The sequence below is a fragment of the Candidatus Deferrimicrobiaceae bacterium genome (genome assembly GCA_036504035.1).
Classification (GTDB): Bacteria; Desulfobacterota; Deferrimicrobia; order Deferrimicrobiales; family Deferrimicrobiaceae; genus JANXPS01.
Genome location: DASXVV010000014.1, coordinates 145,363 through 166,310, shown reverse-complemented (window position 1 = coordinate 166,310; position 20,948 = coordinate 145,363). Strand labels below are relative to the sequence as shown.

Annotated in this window: 17 protein-coding genes; 1 reads left to right on the top strand and 16 read right to left on the bottom strand. The window is 64.3% G+C overall.

Annotation, left to right across the window (positions count from 1 at the left end; all coding sequences use genetic code 11):
- Window positions 1–14: 14 nt before the first annotated feature.
- Genes VGK27_13220 through VGK27_13145 form a run of 16 tightly spaced genes read right to left on the bottom strand, consistent with a single transcriptional unit; the run spans window position 15 to window position 18,913 of the window.
- Window positions 15–1,589, bottom strand: a complete 1,575-nt coding sequence (locus VGK27_13220) for a response regulator (protein HEY3491064.1) — start codon at window positions 1,587–1,589, stop codon at window positions 15–17.
- Entirely contained in the window at window positions 1,586–3,277 is a 1,692-nt protein-coding gene (locus VGK27_13215; protein HEY3491063.1) for an MASE1 domain-containing protein, read from the bottom strand. Before VGK27_13215 ends, VGK27_13220 begins: the two co-directional genes overlap by 4 nt.
- Window positions 3,278–3,281: 4 nt before the next feature.
- Window positions 3,282–3,908: a response regulator transcription factor gene (locus VGK27_13210; GenBank protein HEY3491062.1), complete on the bottom strand. Its 627-nt coding sequence runs from the start codon at window positions 3,906–3,908 to the stop codon at window positions 3,282–3,284.
- Window positions 3,909–3,945: 37 nt separating this feature from the next.
- On the bottom strand, window positions 3,946–5,019 hold the full coding sequence (locus tag VGK27_13205) for a chemotaxis response regulator protein-glutamate methylesterase (GenBank protein ID HEY3491061.1): 1,074 nt from the start codon (window positions 5,017–5,019) through the stop codon (window positions 3,946–3,948).
- The gene (locus tag VGK27_13200; protein HEY3491060.1) at window positions 5,016–5,513 is read right to left on the bottom strand and encodes a chemotaxis protein CheD; all 498 of its coding nucleotides are present in this window, start codon (window positions 5,511–5,513) and stop codon (window positions 5,016–5,018) included. The genes VGK27_13205 and VGK27_13200 overlap by 4 nt, the downstream gene beginning before the upstream one ends.
- On the bottom strand, window positions 5,510–6,382 hold the full coding sequence (locus tag VGK27_13195) for a protein-glutamate O-methyltransferase (protein HEY3491059.1): 873 nt from the start codon (window positions 6,380–6,382) through the stop codon (window positions 5,510–5,512). Before VGK27_13195 ends, VGK27_13200 begins: the two co-directional genes overlap by 4 nt.
- On the bottom strand, window positions 6,379–6,777 hold the full coding sequence (locus VGK27_13190) for a response regulator (protein HEY3491058.1): 399 nt from the start codon (window positions 6,775–6,777) through the stop codon (window positions 6,379–6,381). Before VGK27_13190 ends, VGK27_13195 begins: the two co-directional genes overlap by 4 nt.
- 3 nt (window positions 6,778–6,780) lie before the next feature.
- Entirely contained in the window at window positions 6,781–9,684 is a 2,904-nt protein-coding gene (locus VGK27_13185) for an ATP-binding protein (protein ID HEY3491057.1), read from the bottom strand.
- An 8-nt stretch (window positions 9,685–9,692) separates the two neighbouring features.
- A complete protein-coding gene (locus VGK27_13180; GenBank protein ID HEY3491056.1) occupies window positions 9,693–10,286 on the bottom strand; it encodes an MBL fold metallo-hydrolase in 594 nt (197 codons plus the stop codon).
- The gene (locus VGK27_13175; GenBank protein HEY3491055.1) at window positions 10,283–10,891 is read right to left on the bottom strand and encodes a CheR family methyltransferase; all 609 of its coding nucleotides are present in this window, start codon (window positions 10,889–10,891) and stop codon (window positions 10,283–10,285) included. The genes VGK27_13180 and VGK27_13175 overlap by 4 nt, the downstream gene beginning before the upstream one ends.
- A 2-nt stretch (window positions 10,892–10,893) precedes the next feature.
- Window positions 10,894–11,397, bottom strand: a complete 504-nt coding sequence (locus VGK27_13170) for a chemotaxis protein CheW (GenBank protein HEY3491054.1) — start codon at window positions 11,395–11,397, stop codon at window positions 10,894–10,896.
- 27 nt (window positions 11,398–11,424) lie between these two features.
- Window positions 11,425–14,187: an MCP four helix bundle domain-containing protein gene (locus VGK27_13165; protein HEY3491053.1), complete on the bottom strand. Its 2,763-nt coding sequence runs from the start codon at window positions 14,185–14,187 to the stop codon at window positions 11,425–11,427.
- 36 nt (window positions 14,188–14,223) lie between these two features.
- Window positions 14,224–16,377 carry a chemotaxis protein CheA gene (locus VGK27_13160; GenBank protein HEY3491052.1) on the bottom strand — a complete coding sequence of 718 codons (2,154 nt, stop codon included), beginning with the start codon at window positions 16,375–16,377 and terminating at the stop codon, window positions 14,224–14,226.
- The gene (locus tag VGK27_13155) at window positions 16,374–16,742 is read right to left on the bottom strand and encodes a response regulator (protein HEY3491051.1); all 369 of its coding nucleotides are present in this window, start codon (window positions 16,740–16,742) and stop codon (window positions 16,374–16,376) included. The genes VGK27_13160 and VGK27_13155 overlap by 4 nt, the downstream gene beginning before the upstream one ends.
- On the bottom strand, window positions 16,742–17,074 hold the full coding sequence (locus tag VGK27_13150) for an STAS domain-containing protein (protein ID HEY3491050.1): 333 nt from the start codon (window positions 17,072–17,074) through the stop codon (window positions 16,742–16,744). The genes VGK27_13155 and VGK27_13150 overlap by 1 nt, the downstream gene beginning before the upstream one ends.
- Window positions 17,075–17,098: 24 nt before the next feature.
- Window positions 17,099–18,913 (bottom strand): methyl-accepting chemotaxis protein, encoded by a 1,815-nt coding sequence (locus VGK27_13145; GenBank protein HEY3491049.1) that lies wholly within the window; start codon window positions 18,911–18,913, stop codon window positions 17,099–17,101.
- A gap of 236 nt (window positions 18,914–19,149) precedes the next feature.
- On the opposite strand from VGK27_13145, the gene VGK27_13140 reads away from it, so the two are divergent.
- Window positions 19,150–20,835, top strand: coding sequence for a glycosyltransferase family 39 protein (locus VGK27_13140; protein HEY3491048.1), 1,686 nt, complete (start codon window positions 19,150–19,152; stop codon window positions 20,833–20,835).
- Window positions 20,836–20,948: the final 113 nt, after the last annotated feature.

Below are 20,948 nucleotides of genomic sequence, written 5' to 3'. Positions count from 1 at the left end.
CGCCCGCCCCGCCCCTACTTCGACCGGTTGATCACATCCCTCACCTGCGACAACAGCGCATCCATCGAGAACGGCTTGGCCAGCACGCCCTGTACCCCTTCCCCGTGTTTCGCTACTTGTTCGGGATCGGACCCCGAAATATACAGGATCGGTACGCCGGGCGAGATTCTCCGGATGGTGCGGACCGTCTCCGGACCGTCGAGGACCGGCATCATGTAATCGAGCACGACCGCCGAGATCGTCTCGTGATGCTCCCCGAAGCGGTGCAGCGCCTCCGCGCCGTCCGATGCGGTCAACACCCGGTATCCGACTGATTCGAGCGCTTCCTTGACCAGGTGCAGGATCGCTTTTTCGTCGTCCACGACCAGGATGGTCTCGCCTTTCTCGGCGAGCATCGACTGATCCGGGGCATCCGGCGGCGCCGCCGACTTTGGACCGGATAAGGCCGCGGGGATGAAGACGGTAAACACGCTCCCGCTCCCTTCGACGCTCCGCAAAGTGACGAAACCTTGGTGATTCCGGGCGATCTTCAGGACCGTCGACAGCCCGAGGCCGGTCCCCATCCCGACCGGCTTGGTGGTGAAGAAGGCATCGAAGATCCGCTCCTGCAGGCTTGCGGAGATTCCGCCCCCCATGTCCGTCACCGAAAACGCGACGAAGTCGCCTTCGCGGGCGTCCTCGGACAGTGCCTTCGCCGATTCCGCATCCAGCGTCACGTTGGCCCCCCCCACGCGAAGCGTGCCGCCTCCGGGCATGGCATCCCGCGCATTGATGCAGAGGTTGAGCAGCGCTTGGTGGATCTGGTTGGCGTTCCCCAGGACCGGCCACAAGGGGCCGTCCGAATCGTCGACGACCGTGATCTGCTTCGGAAAACTCGTGCCGATCATCTTCAGCAGGTCCTGCAGCAGGTCGTCCGCTCCGACCGTCTCCGTTTTGTCGACGGTCTTGTCGCCCCGGAGGAACGAGAGCATCTGGCCCGTCAAATCGCTTCCCTTGTTAGTGCTGTCCTCGAGCAGCGCGATGTATTTCCGCCCCTCCTCGTCGGTCAGTCGACGCTTCAGCAGGCCGGTCACCATCTTGATCGGCAGGAAGATGTTGTTGAGATCGTGCGCGATGCCGCTGGCCATCATCCCGATGTTTTCGAGCCGCTGTGCCCGGAGGAACTGCCGCTCGAGCGACAGGTGCTCCTGTCGCAGCCGCGCCTCCCGGATCTCCCGCTCGATCGCCGGGACCAGCATGGAGAGGCGATCCTTCACGATGTAGTTGCAGGCGCCGGCCTTCATCATGGAGACGGCCGCATCTTCGCCGATCTTTCCGGAGACGACCATGAACGGGGTGCCGGGCGCCATCTCGAGGCAAAGCGCCAGCGCCGCCGGACCGGAGAAGCCTGGCAGGTCGTAGTCCGAGAGCACGACGTCCCACCGGCCGTCGGCGAGCTTTTCCGCGAGGGCGTTCCGGCTCGAGACGCACGACACCCGAACGGCAGGCCATGCGGCTGCAAGCTCCCGCCCGATCAGGTAGGTGTCCGCCTGCGAATCCTCGATCAGCAGGATATTTTCAGGTGTGATGTCCCTGGCGTCGTGCGTCATGTCGGCCCCATCGGAATTGGCGGGAAAAATGTTTCCCCTGTCGAAAGTGTGAAATGGAACGTCGTCCCCCGGCCGACCTTCGATTCGACGTGGATGGTTCCGCCGTGCCTGGCGACGGCCCGCCGGACCGTCGCCAGTCCGATACCCGTGCCGGGGAACTCGTCCTGGGAATGCAGCCGCCGGAACGGCGCAAAGAGGTCGTCGGCGAATTCCATGTCGAATCCGGCCCCGTTGTCGCGCACGAAATATTCCGGCCCATGGCCGTGATCCTCGACGCCGACCGAGACCCGCGGGTCCGGGTTTTTACCGGTAAACTTCCAGGCGTTGTCGAGCAGGTTCTGGTAGATCAGCCGCACCATCCTGGGATCGCCGGAGGCATCCATCCGCTCCGGCGCGACGAAGGAGACTTCCCGCGCCGGATAGCGCTCGGCCATCTCGGCCGCGACTTCCCGGGCGATCCCGGCCAACTCCACCGGCCCGTTGCGCATCTCGGCCCGCGAGACGCGGGACACCGCCATCAACCCGTCGATGACGGATTCCATCTTCATTGAAGCATCCCGCATCCGGTCGAGGAAAAATTTTCCCTCGTCGCCGAGCCGATCCCCGCAATCCTCCCGGAGGGCACGGCCGAATCCGCGCAGCGCCCGCAGGGGCGCACGAAGGTCGTGGGAGGCGGATACCGAAAAAGCGTCGAGCTCGGCGTTGGCGGCCCGCAGCTTCTCGGCTTTCCTCTCGATGGTCTCCGTCCGCTCGGCGACCTGGCGCTCGAGCGACGCGTTGAGATGCTGGAGTGCCTTCTCGGCCCGGCCCCGCTCGGAGATCGCAGCCGACAGGACCATGAGGGAGCCGGTCATGATCCCGGCGAACAGTTGCGGTTCCAGGATGAGGTCGCCCCCATTCCACCCGGGGGTGCCCGCATGCTGGAGCCCGAACCCGAGCAGCGTGGCGCCGAGGAATGCGTTGGCGACCACCGTGCCCCTGGATCCCAGGCGCAGGACGATCCAGACCAGGAACGGGAGAAGGGTGTAGCTCCGGTGGATCCGGTCGCCCCCCTCGGCCGGGTAGATGAAGAAGGCCATGACCGCCAGGATCAGGGAAAAAGCCGCGAACCCCTCGCCGATACGACGTTTATCCGCTTTGCATATCCGAAAGCCGTCGGAGGCCCACTCGATGACGAGCGGCGTGACCAGCATCATCCCGCAGGCGTGGCGGAGCCACCACCTCTGCCAGGCAGCCCCGAACGGGGCTCCGGTCTCCGCCGAGACAATGGTGGCGCCCAGGAGGGCCGCCAGGGCGGTGCAGGCCAGAGCGGCCAGCAGGATGAAATTCAGGGTGTCCCGCAGGTTCGTGAACCGGATCCCGGCGGGAGACAGGCGCCAGAGGAGCCACGCGGCCATCAGGCTTTCCGAGAGATTCGCCGCCACAAAGAAAAAAGTGGTGCCGGCCCCGGTGCCCGAAACCAGGTTCGACGCCGCATTCGACACCAGGACGACCAATGCGACCGGGACCCACCGTTCCCGCCCCCCGAGGATGAACAGGGCCAGCTGGAAACCGCTCGCCGGCCAGATCGCTGCGGTCCCCGCGGGCCCCCTGAAGAAATACAGTCCCAGTTGCGAGAACAGGAAATTGACCATCCCCGCTACGAGGACGAGGAGGACGGTCTCCGTGCGATGCCCGGGCCGGATCAAAGCGCTATTCCACCAATCCGTTGTCGAAGGCATACCGGATCAGCTCGGCGGTCGACTTGCGGCCGGTCTTCTGAAGGATGCGCGTCTTGTAGGTCGAGACCGTCTTGATGCTGATCGACAGCCCGGCGGCGATCTCCTTGTTGCTCTCCCCCCCCGCGATCCGCCGCAGGACCTGAAGTTCCCGCTCGGAAAGCGTTTCGGGCAATCCGAAGTCCTGCTGCTTGCCGAACGCCAGGATTTCGGCCATGGCGTCGCTCAGCCAGACCTTATTGTGGACAACCTTGCGAATGGCGGCAAGCAACGGCTCGATGCCGCTGTCCTTGCAAACGTAGCCCGAGGCGCCGCTGCGAAGCGCGGCCACCCCGTAATGCTCCTCGGGGTGGGCGCTGACCATGAGGACGGGCAGCGACGGAAAGCGCCCCTTGATCTCCTTGAGGATCGTCAGCCCGTCGTCGCCCGGAAGGGAGATGTCGAGCAGCACGACGTCGTGCTTCGCCGGGTCAAGCTGCGCGAAGGCCGCCTCCCGGCGCCCCGCCTCGCCGGCCAGGCGGATATCGGAGGTCTTCTCGAACACCATCTCGAGGCCCCTGCGGAGCATCTCGTGGTCGTCGATCACGAATACGCGGATCACGTTGCCTCCCATTCTTGCCCCAATACTATAATCCTCCCTAAGGGCAAAGCCGCATCACCTCGGGCGCGATCAGGGGAAGCGGCAGCACCTGGTCCGCAGCCCCCAGCTTGATCGCCTCCTTCGGCATCCCGAACACGACGCAGCTCGCCTCGTCCTGGGCGATGGTCCTCGCCCCGGCTTCGCGCAATTCGAGCAGCCCCTTCGCCCCGTCGTCGCCCATGCCGGTCATGAGGACCCCGACCGCGTTTGCGCCCGCATAGCGTGCGGCGGAACGGAACAGGACGTCCACGGAGGGCCGGTGCCGGGCGACGAGCGGCCCCTCCTTGACTTCGACGAAATAGCGGGCTCCGCTTCGCTTGAGCAGCAGATGCCTGTTGCCGGGAGCGATCAGGGCGCGCCCGCGGATGACCGTGTCGTCATGCGCGGCCTCCTTGACCGTGACGCGGCAAAGCCCGTCGAGGCGCCTTGCAAAGGCGGCCGTGAAATTCTCGGGCATGTGCTGGACGATGACGATGCCCGGCGCATCGCCCGGCAGCATTTCCAGGAAGAGGCGCAGCGCCTCGGTTCCGCCGGTGGAGGCGCCGACGACGACGACCTTGTCGGTCGTCTCGACCATGGCCCGGCTCTTCGCCTTTTCGAGAATCACGTCGGCCGTCAGCTTGGGGGCGACGATCGACGCCGACGCCGGCCGGCGCGGCTTGCCGTCGACGCGCGCCTGCGCCGCCGCCTTCACGGCGTCGCAGATCCGGACGCGCGATTCCTCGAGAAACTGCTTCGTCCCCATCTTCGGCTTCGCGATGATCTCCACCGCGCCGTATTCCAGCGCCATGAGCGCCGTCCCGGACCCTTCGGCCGCCAGGCTCGAGCAGATCACGACGGGGATCGGGCGTTGCGCCATTATCTTTTGAAGGAAGGTGATCCCGTCCATGCGCGGCATCTCGACATCGAGCGTGATGACGTCGGGGATCTCCTCGCGAATCCGGTCCGAGGCGACGTAGGGATCGGAGGCCGTCGCCATCACCTCGATCTCCGGGTCGGACGACAGGATCTCCCCCAGCGTCTGACGGACGACCGCGGAATCGTCGACGACCAGGACCCGGATCTTTTTCACGGATTCCCCCACCTTTCCAGCTTCTTGACCAGCACCATCCCGCTTTCGGTCACGAAGAGAAGCTTCCGTCCGACCGTCCCGCCGATATCCGACGCGCTCAGGACCAGCCCTTCCCTCCGGATCGATTCCTGCGCCGCATACAGGTTCATCCGGCCGACCGTCATGGCGCCCGGTTTGCGGTCTTCAACCCGGATCACGTCGGCCCCCCCGAACAGCTTCACCTGGATATCCGGACGCCGGACGCCTTCCCGCTCGAACCGATCCAGCATATGGGCCAACGATTCGTCGACGTAGCGGAACGCCGTCCCCGGATCGCCGCCTTTCGCCTCGGGCAGCATCGCGTGGCAGATGGCAGACAGGCTGTCCCGTTCCGAGTGCAGCGTGATGGACACGCACGACCCGAGTACGGTCGTCACCAACGAGGGCACGTCGGTGACGTGCAGCTCGCCAGGCTTCAGGTGAACCTGCGGAAGGTGGCGGAGGGTCCGGATCATGCCTGCTTCCGATAAACGGTCGGCGCGACCTGGACCAGCGGGACGCGCAGTCCGAACAGGGTTTCGGAATGCCCCATGAAGACGTAGCCGCCCGGGGTCACGTGACGCGCGATCCGGCAAAGAATCGTTTCCTGGGTCGGCTTGTCGAAATAGATGATGACGTTCCTGCAGAAGACCACGTCCATCGGCTCCCGAAGCCCGAAATCGCTTTCGAGGAAATTGAGCCGCCGGAAACGAACAAGCGACCGCAGCTCCGGGACGATCCGGACCGCCCCGCTTTCCCGATCCCGGGACCGCAGCAGATATTTCCGCCGGATCGGCATCGGAACCGGCGCGATCTTGTCGGAATCGTAGACGGCCCGGCGGGCCGCTTCGAGCACCCGGGTGGAGATATCGGTCCCCAGGATGTCGAACCGGAATCCGGGGACGCTCTCCGCAAATTCGGAGAGCACCATCGCCAGCGTGTAGGGCTCCTCTCCGGTCGAGCAGCCTGCGCTCCACACGGACAGCGGCCTGGAAGTCCCCCATCCGGCCGCAACCGCCGGCGGCAAGGCCTTGTCGACCAGATAATGCAGATGGTTGGCCTCGCGGAAGAAATCGGTCTTGTTGGTCGTCACCAGGTCGATCATCCGGATCCGTTCGGATTCGTCCTCCGCATCCGAGGTAACGTGGGCGCAGTACTCGCGGAACGACGCCATCCCGAGCGCCCGCAGCCGTTTCTGCAGGCGCGATTCGAGCATCGTCCGCTTCTGGTCGGAGAGGGAGATTCCGCACACCTGGTGGATGAACGCGCTCAACTTCCGGAAGTCGGACTCCGTCATCCTGAGCCCGACATCGGGCAACGCCTCGGCTTCTTCCCGATTGCTCATTTTATCAGCCCGAACTCCCGCAGCTCGTCGAACAGCTTCTCCCTGCGGACCGGCTTGACGAGGTAGGAGGTCGCGCCGCCCAAGTAGTACGCATCGAAGACCGTCTTCGGGTCGCCCAACGCGGTCACCATGAGCGCCTTGACCTCAGCGGCCCCGACGACGCCATGCTCGGCTTCGATCGCCCGGATATTCTTCAACGCGCCGACGCCGTCGAGCCTGGGCATCATGACGTCCATGCACAGCAGGTCGTAAGTCCGGTTCTCCTCCAGCGCGAGCCGGAAGGCGAGAACGGCCTCCTTTCCGTCGATGGCGACATCGCAATCCGCCACCGGGGACAAAAGCCCCGTCAGCACCTTCCTGGAGATGAAATCGTCGTCCACGATCAGCGTCCTCATGCTTCAGATCCTTCCTTCGTATGATTCCGAATTCGCTATTGCGCCTTCGGGTCGTTTGAAAACCAGTCGCCGTATTTCCTCGACGAGCGCCACCCGGCAAACCGGCTTGGCGACGTAGCCGTCCAGGCCCGACGCCAGGAACCTGTCCTTGTCGCCCGCCAGGGCATGCGCCGTCAGAGCGACGACCGGCGTATGCCTGCCGCGCCCGGCATCGACACTCTTGATCCTGCGGGTGACTTCGATCCCGTCCATTCCCGGCATCTGGATATCCATCAACACCAGGTCGAACGACTCCCGGGAAAAATGCGCGATTGCCTCGGGACCGGCCGATGCCAGCTTCACGCCCCACCCCTCTCCCTCGAGCATGATTCTCGCCAGCTCCCGGTTGATGGCGTTGTCCTCGACGACGAGGACCTTCAGATCCCGGCCGCCGCGCGAATCGCCCGACCCGTCAAGCGGACGCGGCCTCGCTCCCGGGGCTTCCCCTTCCGCGCTTGCCATTTCCAGGTCGAATCGGAAGACGCTTCCCTCCCCTTCGACACTTTCGACGGCCAGTTCGCCGCCCATCAACCGGACCAGGCGAAACGCGATATTCAGCCCGAGCCCGCTTCCGCCGAACTTGCGCGTGATGGAGCTGTCGACCTGCGTGAATGCCTGGAAGATCGCCTCCTGCCGGTCCTTCGGGATTCCGATCCCGGTATCGGCCACCCGGAACCGGAGCGGCATCCCCGCACCGGGGGAACCCGCCGTTTCGACGGATACCGTGACGGACCCGTTTTCCGTGAACTTGACGGCGTTTCCGGCAAGGTTCATGAGCACCTGCCGGAGACGGACGGGGTCGCCGCATACCCGGGGCGGAACCGACTTCCCGACCTCGAGGCACATCCGGATTCCCTTTCCCTTGGCCGTCGAATAGAGCGGCCCGAGGGCGCTTTGCAGCAGTTCGTCGACGGAGAACGGAACGGTTTCGAGTTCCATCCGGCCCGCCTCGATCCTGGAGATGTCGAGGACGTCGTTGATCAGCGACATCAGGTTCTCCGCCGAAGCCCTCGACATCTCGAGGTATTCGCGCTGCGTCTGCGTCAGGTAGGTGTCGAGCACCAGGTCGAGCATCCCCAGCACGCCGTTCATCGGCGTCCTGATCTCGTGGCTCATGTTGGCCAGGAATTCCGACTTCATGCGGGAGGATTCGATCGCGGATTCCCAGACAGTCCTCAGGTTCGCCTCCCACGAGATGCGATCGGTGATGTCGCGCGCCAGCAGGAGCACGGCATCGCCCTGCCCATGGCGCAGACGCCCGCCGACGACCTCGACGGGAACCTGCAGCCCGTCCTTCCGCAGGAAAGTCAGCTCGCGATTGATGGCGGCCCCTTCGGAAAAAGTCGACAGGAACGACTCGACGATGACGTGGTCCTTCACGTTCAGGAGGTCGGTCAATCGAAGCGAGGGGAACTCGGAACGCTCGTATCCGAGCAGCGCGACGGCGTTGGGATTCCCCTCGATAATGCGCCAGGACGATTCCTCGATGAGGAATGCCGCTTCGGGGACGCGCTCGAACAGGGATCCGAACCGCTTTTCGGACACGATGGCGCGCATCTGGACGAAGGACAACCGTCGCGTCGCGTCGTAGACCGCGAACGTCAGCAGGAAGATGCCGAAGGTGATTCCGATCCCGATCGCGCGTTGGCGCCAGATCCGCTCCGCCGGTTGCAGGACCAGCAGGTCGCGACCGGCGATCCCGGTGGGCATCAGGCCCGCCCGCCAGACGTGACCGAACAGAACGTATTCCCCGCCCCCATTCGGCCGAAAGGGGAGCAATTCACCCGCCTTCTCGCGGAAATCCGGTTTGAACCATGCCTCGTGCCCCGGAAGCGGTTTCGGGAAATCGGGTGGAGGTTGTCCGGGCGGGGGCCGGCCCGGCGGGGGGGGACGGTGATGGCGTGGCGGAGGGGGGAAAACCGTGCAACCCGAGGCATCCAGGATGCCCCAGGCGGGTCGCAGGGGATCATCCTTACGGGCGCGGATGAGCGCTTCCGATTCGGCATCGGGGACGGTCTTCCGCATGAGGTGGTTCATGGTCGTCAGGTGGGACCGTATTTCCGAATCGAGATAACGCCGCTCGGAGTTTCCGAGGTATGTCGTGACGAAATAACCGGCAACGACGATCAGGCCATACAGGCAGAGGAAGCCCGTGCTGAAGAGCATGCCGTATCGCCGCCCGGTCGCCGATCGAATGCCGGCATGCACGCGCTGGAAGGCGATCCAGAGCATCGTGGCCGTCAGGACGACCACGCCCCCCTGGACCATTCCGATCGGGATGATCGCCCCCCCGAAAGAAAGCATGTGGCGGTCGATCAGAGACGAAGCTGCGCCTCCCGAGGCGGGCAGCAGCAGCGCATAGGCGACGAACCCGGCCGATGCGAACCGCAGCATCAGCTTCCCGGGGAATGCGGGCCCCAGCGGGAACAACGCAGCGGCGACGGCCAGCGCCGCGGGGATGCCGATCGCCAGGTGGACCCGATTGTCTAAGAAGGGCCGCCCGCCCCAGTAACCGTAGGCCATGGCGCCCATCAGCACCAGGAGATGCGCCTGACGGGGAGGAACCCGGACACCGCGACGTCGCAGCCCTTCTCTTCCGAACTCGAGGAGGGAAAGGAGATACGCGCCGCGCAATGCCGTGACGAATCCGGGGAACGACGGGATATCCGCATGAAGAAGCGTCGCCAGCGAAAGGAGGTCCTTGATCGCATGGAGGAACCCGAATCCCGCCAGGAATTCCCATGGGAGCCGCCGGTCGCCTTCCTGCCGAATGATCAAGCAAACCATCGCCAGGAACGCGAACGACACTCCCTTGAAAAATAAGATGTAGTCGATATCCGGGTTGATGACGGGCCCAGCCGCCGGCATGATCCCCATCAGTTACCGGCCGTCGCGTTCCGAAGCGTGGTCCGGATGATTTCCGATACGTTTCCAGTGATGGGCGCATCGTGCCCCGGGTAGATGACGTCGATCGGGAGCTTGGCCAGACGTTCGATCGCCTGGAGGTATCGGTCGGTGTAACTCCCGCCTGGAGACAAGACCCGGACCGGGGTATCGCCCGAGAACAGGAAGCGCTCCGCTTCGCAATAGATGCAGATGGAATCCTGCGAGTGGCCGGGCACGTGGAGGACCTCGCATTCCCGGTCGCCCAGCCTTATCATCTCCCCGTCCCCGAGCGGCGCGGATTCGCCGGAAAGGCGATCGGACCAGGACCGGACGACCGGGTTGTACCGCTCCCGGATCTCGCCAAGCCCCCCCGCGTGGTCGAAATGATGGTGGGTCAGCACCACCTGTTCGACCGGCGTTTTTCCGATTCCCGTCGGTATCGCGCCGATTTCTTCGAGCACATAGGCGTCGGTCCCGATGTCGACGAGCGTATTCACATCCTCGATCCGTTTCCAGTCGCCGGTCACGAGATAGGCGTTGCAGCTGTAAATCGCGGGGTTGGACCGAAGCGGGTGGACTTTCATGACAGCCGTTTCCGGAAGAGCTGCGCGTCGGGCGTGACCTGTTCGAACAAGCCGTCGAGCCCTTCCGGTATTTTTGGGGTCTGTTCCGTCGCGAAGAAGCCGCCGGGCGCCAGCGCCCGATGGAACATCCGGATCACCTCGATCCGTTCGGCGGGCTGCAGGTGCAGCAGCACGTTCTTGCAGAGGACGAGGCTGTACTCCTCGCCCGGCGGGGAAAGCGACAGCAGGTCGTGCCGCCGGTACGACAGCCGTCCCCTGATCTCGTCCGAGATCCGGAACGTCCCCTCGGATGGCCCCGCGGCGAAGTATTTCCCGAACAGGTCGGACGGGATCCGCTGCAGCTCCTCCAGCGGGTAGACGCCTTCCCGGATGATGTCCCCGAACAGGTTGCTGCCGTCGAGGTCGGTCGCGTCGATCCGGAGGTTCCGGAAAGCGAAGCGCCCCATCGATTCGGCGAAGGCGATCGCGAGCGTGTACGGCTCCGGCCCGTGGGCGCAGCCGGCATCCCAGACCCGTATCCTCGGTCGCCCCGAAGCGTACGGGACGACCGAGGATACGGCGTGGTTCAGCGTGTGGTAATCGCGGAAGAAGTACGTGAATGCCAATGTCAGGCCGACTCGACTTCCGAGGCCGATGTCCCCTGGACGATGGAAAGCTCTTCGACGGTGAAGACCCGGTCGATGTCGAGGATCATGATGAAGCGGTTTTCCCGCTTCCCCATCCCTTTAAGGAATTCGGTCCGCAACCGCGTCCCGATCCGGGGCGCGGGCTCGATCTGCGTCGGTTCCAGCTCGAAAACTTCCTGGACCGCGTCGACCAGCGCCCCGATGATCGTGCTTTCCCCTTCGAGCTGCACCTCGACCACGACGATGCAGGTGTTGACCGTCTTTTCCGTCACGCCCATCCCGAACTTGAGCCGCATGTCGACGACGGGGACGACGCTGCCGCGCAGGTTGATGACCCCCCGCATGAAGTCGGGGGTCTGCGGGATCTTCGTGATGGTCGTGAAATCCAGGATCTCCCGGACCTGCCCGACGTCGAGGGCGAACACCTCGTCGTCGAGCCGGAAGGTGAGATACTGACGCGCTTCGCTGATGCCGTTGACGCTCATGTCGATGCTCCTCCTTCCCTCCCCGGGTTAATAACGTTCGAATTCGGCGTCGAGCTTGTCGTGTCCCCCGTCGCCGAGGTCGAGCGCAAAACCGTTGGCGCCCCCGTTTCCCGGGGTTGCATGGCCGTTGGGGCGCATCGCCTTCGGGGTGATGCCCTTCATCGGGACGTGCCCGCTGGGAATCGCCCTGGACGCCGGTCGCGCCTCGGGCAGCATATTGCTTCGGGTTCCGGCGTTCCCGCCGATCCGGAAGAAGGAGATGGTGGAGAGCAGCTGTTCCGCCTGGGAGGACAGTTCCTCGGCCGTGGAGGCCATTTCCTCGGCCGCCCCGGCATTTTGCTGGATGACCTGATCGAGCTGCTGGATCGCCTTGTTGATCTGCTCGGCGCCGCTGTTCTGCTCGTTGCTCGCCGACGAGATTTCCTGGACCAGCTCTGCGGTCTTCTGGATGTCGGGAATGATCGCGGCCAGCATCGTCCCGGCCTTCTCGGCGACCTCGACGCTGGAGGAGGACAGGGTGCTGATCTCGCCCGCCGCCGCCTGACTGCGTTCGGCCAGCTTCCGGACCTCGGAGGCCACGACCGCGAAGCCCTTGCCGTGCTCGCCCGCCCGGGCCGCTTCGATCGCGGCGTTCAGCGCCAGCATGTTGGTCTGCCGCGCGATCTCCTCGATGATCGAGATCTTGGTCGCGATCTCGCGCATCGCGTTGACCGTCTCGGCGACGGCCTGCCCGCCCTCGCGGGCATCTTCCGAAGCCTTGATCGCGATCTTCTCGGTCTGGTTCGCGTTGTCGGCGTTCTGCTTGATGTTGGAGGCCATCTGCTCCATCGAGGAGGACGCTTCCTCGGCTGCGGCCGCCTGCTGCGTGGCCCCCTTCGACATCTGCTCCGAGGTCGCGCTCATGTTCTGGCTGCCGGATGCGACGTTGTCGGAAGCCGACTTGACGTCGCCGACCACCTCGGTCAGCCGGGCAACCATCTGCTTGATCGCCTTCATCAGCTCGTCCTCTCCGGACCGCTCCCGGACGTCGACCATCAGGTTGCCCTTCGAGATCTCCTGCGCGACGTTCGTCACCTTATCCATCGACTCGATCAGGACGTTCAGGTTGTTTTTGATCTCGTTGAAATCGCCGTTGTACTGATCGCTGATCTTCGGCGGCAGGTCGCCCTTCGAGATCCGCTCGACGTACTCTGCCGCGACATTCAGCGGCCCGATGACCGCGTCGAGCGTGTCGTTGATCCCCTTCACGATGCGGCCGTAATCGCCGTGATGCTTGCCGGCGTCCGCCCGGCTGTCGAGTTTGCCGTCCACCGCGGCCTGTGCGAGCAGGTTCATGTCGTTGACGAGCGTGTCGATCGCCGTCATCATCTTCACGATTGACGGGACCAGGTTGTCGTTATCCGAACGCCTGCCGAGCTTGCGGCACGCGATCAGGTCCTCCGTGAAATTGCCCTCGGCGATGTTTTCGCAGATCTCGACCACGTGCTTCACCCGCTCGCGCACCAGGTTCGTCGCGTTCGCGACTTCGGCGAAGATGCCCTGATAATTTCCTTCGACCTTCTTGGTGTAATCGTTCACCGCCATCCGCTGCAGGATGCCGTTGGCTTCGACGAGGCCGCCCATGCCGTCGATGCATGCGTTCAGGTTGTTCTTGATCTCGTTGAAATCGCCTTGGTAGGTGTCGGTGATCTTCGGCGGGATGTCGCCCTTCGCGATCCGCTCGACGTATTCGGCCGCAACGTTCAGCGGCCCGATCACCGCGTCCAGCGTCTTGTTGACCCCCCCGATGATCTCCTGGTAGCCTCCCTGGAACTTCGAAAGGTCGGCCCGCGTGTCGAGCTTCCCTTCGACCGCGGCTTTCGTCAGCTGCTCCGATTCGGCCACGAGGCTACGCAGCGAGGCGACGACCCGGATCAGGCTGTTGGCGAGGACGTCCTTGTCGGACTTCGCCACGATTTCGACCGTCAGGTTGCCTCCCGCGATCTTCTCGGCGGCCACAGCAGCCCCCTGGATGTTATGGATCATCCCCTGGAACGCCTCGGCAAGCAGCCCGATCTCGTCACGCGACTTCGCCGCGATCGACACGTCCACGTCGCCCTTCGCCATCCGGCCCGCCGCCTCCGCCATCTCGCGCACCGGGTTGCCGATCAGCCGGCTGATGAACAGGCCGAGGCCGATCGACAGGAGGAATCCGATGCCGGTCAGCCCCAAGGCGAACCTGACCGCCTTGTTCGCAAGGGCGCCATTCTGGTCGGCCGTCTGCTTTGCGATCTTGAGCTTCATGTCGAAGAACCAGTCGATCTCGGCCTGGGCCGCGGTCCGCGCGCGTTTCCCCTCGCCATTGAAGAGCGCCTTCGCTTCGGCCATCTTTCCCGCCTGCGAGAGCGACATGATCTGGTCCTGCGCCTTGTAGTAGGCCTGGATCTCTTCCTTGAACTTGGCGAATCTCTGCTTTCCCTCGTCTGTCTGGAGCGTTTTGGGAAAGGAGTCCATGGCCTTGGCGATGTCGTCACGCCTGTCCATGATCTTTTTCCTGGCATCCTCGCGGCCCGCCGCGCTGTCCGCCAGCATGAATTCAAGCGTGTTCGTTCGCATCCTGTGGAACCATCCCGAAATCTGACCGATCTCTCCGAGCGGCACGGTCGTCTCCAGGTACAGGGAGGAATCCGCTGCTTCGATCTTCCGGATATTCGTGATGCCCACGTAGCCGATCACTCCCGCGATCACCGCCACCAGGCAGAAGCCCATCAGAAGCTTGGTGCCGATCTTCTGGTCCAGGTACCATCTCATGCGTTGTTTCTCCTCTCCGTCATGGAGTTTGCGAAATCAGGTTGCGGATATCGTGCGGGCGTCTGGTAGGCCGACTTCTTCGTCCTCGACCTCCCGGGCGATCCGCTGGATGTCGAGAATGAGTGCGACGGTGCCGTCTCCCAGGATCGTGGCGCCGGATATGCCCTGGATGCCGCTGTAGATTCGTCCCAGCGACTTGATCACCGTCTGGTGCTCGCCGACCACGCGGTCGACGACGAAGCCGACGCGCGTCTCGTCGAACTCGGTGATGACGATGTGCTCGATCTGCGGGCGTTCCCCTTCGATCGCGAAGCGGTCGCGCAATCGGATATAGGGAACGATCTGCCCCCGGACGTTGGCGATGTGGCGACCGTGGGCGCCCTCGGTTTCGGCATGGGATAGCTCGACGCACTCGGAGACCGAGGCCAGCGGCAGGACGAAATACCCGTCGCCGACCGACACGAGGAACCCGTCGATGATGGCGAGCGTCAGCGGCAGCTTGATCGTGATGACCGATCCCTGCCCCCGCACGCTGGCGATGTCGATCGTGCCGCGCAGCACATCGATCGCCTGCTTGACGACGTCCATCCCGACGCCGCGGCCCGAAACGCTGCTGACCTTCTTCGCGGTGGAAAAGCCGGGCAAGAGGATCAGGTTGAACAGCTCCTTGTCGGACAGCTGCGCGCCCGGCGGGATCAGCCCTTTCTCGGCGGCCTTCGCCCGGATCGCCTCCTTGTCGAGCCCCGCCCCGTCGTCCTCGATCCGGATGAGGACGTGCGCGCCCGAGTGGATCGCGGACAGACGGATGGTGCCACGCCGGGGCTTCCCGGCCGACTCGCGGACGGAAGGCAGCTCGATCCCGTGATCGATGCTATTGCGGATGATGTGGACGAGCGGATCGTTCAGCTTGTCGATGACCGTCTTGTCGAGCTCGGTATCCTCGCCCTCGGTGGCCAGATCGATCTCTTTCCCGAGCTCCGCGGACAGGTCCCGCAGCAACCGCCGGAACTTGGCGAACGACGTGCCGATCGGGAGCATCCGGATGTTCATCACGTTGTCCCGGAGGTCGGCGATCAACCGCTCGACTTCCTCGGCCACTGCGACGAGCTCCGAATCGCTTCGTTCCGCCGCGGCCTGGCTGAAACGCGCCTGGACCGTGACCAGCTCCCCCACCAGGTTGACGAGCACGTCGAGACGTCCCGCCGGCACCCGGACGCTGGCGGCGTTCTCGGCCGCCTGCCGCTTTTCCCGCTGCTCCTTGACGATCTTCTGCTCGACCAGCGCCGATCGGACCTGCCCCGGCCTGACGATTCCCGACTCGACGAGCAGCTCGCCGAGCCGCTTCTGCTTGCCGAGCGCCGCCCGCAGCTTTTCCTCGACCAGATCGCCCCGCTCCATCAGGATGTCGCCCAGCTTCTTGTAGTCGCCTTCCGACGGCTGGTTCCCGCTGGAATCGATGACGTCGATCGTGAGCACCCCCGGCTCGTCGACGAAGATGAATACGTCCCGGATCGCGTTCTCGCCCCGGCCGGTCGTGAGGACCGCGTCCCAGCTCAGGTAGCATTTTTCCGGGTCGACGACCTCGAGCGGCGGAATCCCATCGGTCATCGCCACGATCCGAAGGTCGCCCAGTTCCTGGAGTTCGGCCAGCAGCGAAACCGGATTGCTCCCGCGCCGGAACATGTCCTCCGGTGGGCGGAAGCGAATGCGATAGGTCACAAGCTCTGGCGCGGGTTCCGCAGTAACCTTTTCCTCCCCCGCCGCCCGCTTGAGCCCCTCCGCCTTGGGTTCCTCCGCCACGCCGGGAGCAGAAGGAACCATCGCCCTGAATCGTGCGACGAGCGCCTCCGTTTCCGCACGTTCCGTCTCGCTTTCCCCGCCCGCGGAAATGTCCAGCATGATCCGGATCCGGTCGCGCGCGGCCAGCGTGGCGTCGACCAGCGGCTTCGTGACGGCCATCTCCCCCTTGCGCACGAGGTCGAACACGGTCTCGACCTCGTGCGTGAACGCGGCGACGGCGTCGAAGCCGAACATGGCGCCGGAGCCCTTGATCGTGTGCATGGCTCGGAAAACGCGCCCGATGATCTCGGAATCCTCCGGCGATTCCTCGAGCGACAGGAGCGACGACTCCAATTCGCCCAGAAGCTCGAACGCTTCCTCCCGGAAGACCGCGGCGTGGTCCTCGCTCATCCGCCGAGCACCTTCCGCGCGACGGCCAGGAGCTGCTCCGGCTTGAAAGGCTTGACGATCCAGCCCGTGGCGCCGGCCGCCTTCCCTTCCTGCTTCTTTTCGTCCTGCGATTCGGTGGTCAGCATGACGACGGGGACGAACTTGTGGGACGCGGAGGAACGAACCGCCCGGATCAGCCCCAGGCCGTCGAGGTTCGGCATGTTCAGGTCGGTCAGGATCATGTTGAACAGACCGCCGCCCAGCTTGGAGACACCGTCGCGCCCGTCCACCGCCTCGACCACCTCGTACCCGGCCCCCCGGAGGGTGAAGCCGACCATCTGCCGCATGCTCGCCGAGTCGTCCACGATCAGAATCCGCTTGCCCATCACGCGCCCTCCCTTTTCCAGACACAATCCTTGTCGTTCGAACCGCAGCTGAACCGGCCGATTCCCGAATCCTCGGCCACCCGGTGAAGCGAACCGGGCAAACTCCCCTCGATCGACAAATCCCGCCCCGCGGCGGCAAAGGTCCGGTGCGCGGAGCAGAGAAGCTGGACGAAGGACAGATCAGCCTCGGGCGCCGCCTCGATCCGGATGCGCGCATCCCCCCCGGACCGGAACGCATCCAGCATCGTTTCCCGATGCGCCGCCGCATTGCCGATCGTGAGGGCGCCGCCGAATGTCACGTTCGCCGGTGTCCCGTCCTGGGGATACGACATGTCCGCCTCCTTGGTGGCGCTGTTCTAGAAAAGCTCGACGTTGTCGCCGAGCGAATCGGGATCCGGCAACCCGTCGTTCGGACCCGACGGCACAAATGCGGCGGGCGGCGGTGCCCACGCGGAAGCGGCGGGCGACCTGCCTGCCGACATCGCCTGATGGACCTCCCGCTCCTGCGCCATGGTGTAGCGCTCGGCGAGCTCCCGAAGGTGCAGGGCGCTGCCGGAATCGATCCCTGCCGAGTGCCCTTTTCCCGCCTCGGCGGCAATCCGGTCCAGCGTCTCGGAGGCCGCCCCGATCACTGCGGCCACCATTTCGTGCGCCGTGATCCCGAGCACGGCCCGCTCGATGTCTTCCGAAAGAGAAGCCGTCTCTCCGTCCAGTTGTCTGAGGGACGTCTCAAGCGTCTCGTTGGCCGACTGCATGTGGCCCATGATCCAGGAAAGGGCCCGCCCGATCTCGTCGAGATCGGATGCATCGGCGCCCGCGGCCCCCCCGTGTTCGGAACTCGGTGCGGTCCGGAGCAGATTCGTCTGGCCGGATATCGCCTTCAACCCTTTCGAGACGGCGCCGGCATGCCGGTGGGCATCCTTGGAGAGCATCTGGATCGATTCCGCCAGGACGCGCAGGGCTTCGACGCGCGTTTCGGAACGGGTGGCCTTGATCGCGGCGTTGAGCGCGATCAGCTCGATCTCGGAGCCGAAGGTCTCGACATCGGCCACGAAGCGCATCATGTTCGCCGACGTCCCCGACACGGTCTCCATGACGACGCCGAGCTCCCGCGCGGAATCCGCTGCTTCCCCCAGCGATGCGGTCACGTGCCCCAACTTCTTTTGCATGTCGACCAGGAAGGATTGGCCGGTCCGGTCCAGCATGCCGGACAGCCCTTTCGCATCCTTCGACATGTCGGCGACATTCCGGGCGATTCCGCGAAGGTTCTCCTGGATCCGGGCGACCGCGGAAAGAAGTTCCTCCCGGGCGTGGGCGAGATGGGCGGACTGAAGCCGGCACACGTCAGCTGTCCCTTCAGGCGATCTTGCGAGATCGGCGATCGCCTCGGAGACGTGCTCGAGCTGCTGCCGGGTGATGTCATGGGACTGCATCGACATCACGACCTCGGCAATGTTCCGGCCGACCTCTTCGGACCGGGAAGCGATCGATCCGGAGGCCTCCGAGCACTTGCCGCGCGTCGATGCGAGGAATGCGATGCTGCCGCGCGTCTCGGCGAGAATCTGCTGCCCTCTCCCCTTCTGGTTTCTCTGCAGGTCAAGGACGGATGCGAGGCGGCTCTCGATCAGGTTGGCAAGCGACACTTTCTGGGCTTCGATCGCGAGGGTCTTCTCCTCGACCATCCGGGCCAGCCGCTCGACGTGGTCCGCGACAGTCTCGAATCCGGACGCCACTTCCCCGCCGAGCCGAGCGCTTTCGATCTTGGTCGAAATGCCCAGGATGCGAAGGATTCGGGTCAGCTTCCGGAATCCCGCAAGCGGTTCGTCGAAACCTCGGAGCAATTCACCCGTTTCGGAAAGGATGGCGGCGACACGGACGGCTTCCTCCGCGGAATGGGACAGGTAGGCCTCCATTCGGTCGAGGAGACCTTGGAGCGCCCCGACGCCATCGGGACCGCCTTCCGCGGATACGATGCCGGCGATGGCGGAGGACATCCCGGTGATCTCGCCGGCCCGGTGGTGGAAATCCTGGAGCTGCGCGCCGATCCCGAGGAATTCCGACTCGGTCTTTTCCGAGAGACCGCGGAGGGCACCTTCGGCTTCGCGCAGGTCGGCGGACCAGCGGGCACGCCGCCGATCGGTCCCGAACCATGAAAGGGATATTTTCATCACGGAGGGTCTCTTCGGCAGGAGAGAGCGAAAACTCCGTAAGACGAGGTACCGCGCTTTGTAGGATAAAGGGAGGCAGGTGTAGGGTTTTTCTCTAATCCCCGGCGGTCTTCCAGGGGCGATCGGGGCAGGCAGGTCGGTCAAGCTCGACGGCGTTCATCGAACGGGGCCTTTCCGGGCTTGAATCCGGTATTCCCCCGATGCGCAGAGGCCATGCCGGAGACTAGACTGTGCCCATCATGGCCGTTTCTCCCGATCCGTATCCTTTCCCCTCCCCCGAATGCCCTTCCTGTCTCCACCGCCTGATGGGCATGGCGGCGGCCGATTCGCGCGCTCCCGGGGATCGCGGCATCCGGAATGCGATGCCGTCGATCGCCATTCTGGTTATCGCGATCCTGGCAACCTTCTTCGGGGCAATCCGCAACGGTTTCGTCTGGGACGACGTCCTCTTCATCGTGCGGAATCCGTTTCTGCAGGATCTGTCCAATCTGCCGAAATTCTTCCTGTCCGGAGATGCGACGGGCACCGGCGGCATGAACCCGTACTACCGTCCGCTGACCACGGCCACCTTCGCAATCGACTATGCGATCTGGGGAGAGCGCGCAGCCGGGTTCCACCTGACGAACCTCATTTTTCATCTGACGACGACCATCGCCCTGTTCTTCACGGCTCGAAGCTTCACACATCGGAACGTCTCCGCCCTGGCGGCATCGTTGCTCTTTGCGGTGGATCCGGTCCAATCCGAGCCGGTCGGGTACATCAGCGCGCGGGCGGACCTGCTTTGCGCCTTTTTCATGCTCGCGGCCTGCCTGGCCTATTTCCGTTTCGAGGATTCGGAAAAGCACCGGTATCTCGCGCTATCTCTGGCCGCCTTTGCCATGGGGCTCCTCTCCAAGATCGTCGCCCTGGCGATCATTCCATTGCTGGCGCTTCATCTCCTGCAGTTTCGTCGCGACCGGTCCCGATGGATAACCCTGATCCCGTTCGGTGTGCTTGCTCTGGCCTTCATGGCGGCAAGGAGCTGGGTTCTCAAGATGGAAACCTGGGGGACCGACCCCATCCTGGACCGGGTGGCGAACGCGGGGATCCACCTTGTCATTTACATCAAGAATGCCTTCGTGCCGGTCGATCTCGGCGTCTATTACGACTTTCCGCCCGCAAAGTCCCCTTGGGAGCCGGGCGTCGTCGCATCCTGGCTCTTCCTTCTAACGGTCGGATTCGTCCTGTTTCGTCTTGCCCGGCGCTGCCCGGCGGTCGTATTCGGCGCCGGATGGTTCTTCGTGGCGCTGGTTCCCGTGTGCGGAATCTTCATGAAACTGTACCCGACCCCGATCGCCGATCGATACCTCTATATCCCCCTGGTCGGGCTGGCCATCGCCGTCTCGGTCCTGATCGAGAAATTACCCTCCCAGCGCCGATTCCGGTGGGGAAAAGCGGCGCTGCTCCCCGTCGTGGTGGCCTGCATCCTGGCCTTCTCCTTTCAGACCGCAGGGCGGCTGGAAACCTGGCACGACCAGTTGACTTTCTGGCAAGCCGCTGCGGCGGAAGCCCCGTCGAATCCTTATGTCATCAACGCATACGGTTGTGCGCTGCGGATCGCAGGCAATCTGCCCGAGGCCGAAAGAACGCTCAAAGCGGCCATTACGCTTGAGAATGACAGGGCCACGCCCTACATCAACCTGTGCCTTATCGAGCTCCGCCGTTCCAACTTGAAGGCGGCGGAACGCTACACCCTCAGGGCGCTCCAGCTGGAGCCGTTCAATCCGATCGCGCTCAATCTTCTGGCGATCGTCAAGGCGGAGAAGGGTTGGAACCAGGAAGCGATCCTTCTGTTCAGGGAGGCGATCCGCCTGAATCCCTATTACACCGACGCCCGGATCAACCTCGAGATGCTCCTGCGCCAGACGAAGGACGAACTGGGTTGATCGGGGCATATCGGGGTTTCACCTGATGCGCCCCCGAAACGACCGCCATTAGACTGTCTGAATGAAGGTTGTCCCCATCGCCCATCCGGGTCATCTCCCGGTTTCCGGCGCAG

Bases quoted from the DNA above. Each gene is read 5' to 3' on its own strand.
- VGK27_13185 (HEY3491057.1), bottom strand. From the start codon at position 9,684: ATGCCGGCGGCTGGGCCCGTCATCAACCCGGATATCGACTACATCTTA.
- VGK27_13220 (HEY3491064.1), bottom strand. From the start codon at position 1,589: ATGACGCACGACGCCAGGGACATCACACCTGAAAATATCCTGCTGATC.
- VGK27_13165 (HEY3491053.1), bottom strand. From the start codon at position 14,187: ATGAGATGGTACCTGGACCAGAAGATCGGCACCAAGCTTCTGATGGGC.
- VGK27_13160 (HEY3491052.1), bottom strand. From the start codon at position 16,377: ATGAGCGAGGACCACGCCGCGGTCTTCCGGGAGGAAGCGTTCGAGCTT.
- VGK27_13170 (HEY3491054.1), bottom strand. From the start codon at position 11,397: ATGAGCGTCAACGGCATCAGCGAAGCGCGTCAGTATCTCACCTTCCGG.
- VGK27_13200 (HEY3491060.1), bottom strand. From the start codon at position 5,513: ATGATCCGGACCCTCCGCCACCTTCCGCAGGTTCACCTGAAGCCTGGC.
- VGK27_13155 (HEY3491051.1), bottom strand. From the start codon at position 16,742: ATGGGCAAGCGGATTCTGATCGTGGACGACTCGGCGAGCATGCGGCAG.
- VGK27_13180 (HEY3491056.1), bottom strand. From the start codon at position 10,286: ATGAAAGTCCACCCGCTTCGGTCCAACCCCGCGATTTACAGCTGCAAC.
- VGK27_13150 (HEY3491050.1), bottom strand. From the start codon at position 17,074: ATGTCGTATCCCCAGGACGGGACACCGGCGAACGTGACATTCGGCGGC.
- VGK27_13195 (HEY3491059.1), bottom strand. From the start codon at position 6,382: ATGAGCAATCGGGAAGAAGCCGAGGCGTTGCCCGATGTCGGGCTCAGG.
- VGK27_13140 (HEY3491048.1), top strand. From the start codon at position 19,150: ATGGCCGTTTCTCCCGATCCGTATCCTTTCCCCTCCCCCGAATGCCCT.
- VGK27_13190 (HEY3491058.1), bottom strand. From the start codon at position 6,777: ATGAGGACGCTGATCGTGGACGACGATTTCATCTCCAGGAAGGTGCTG.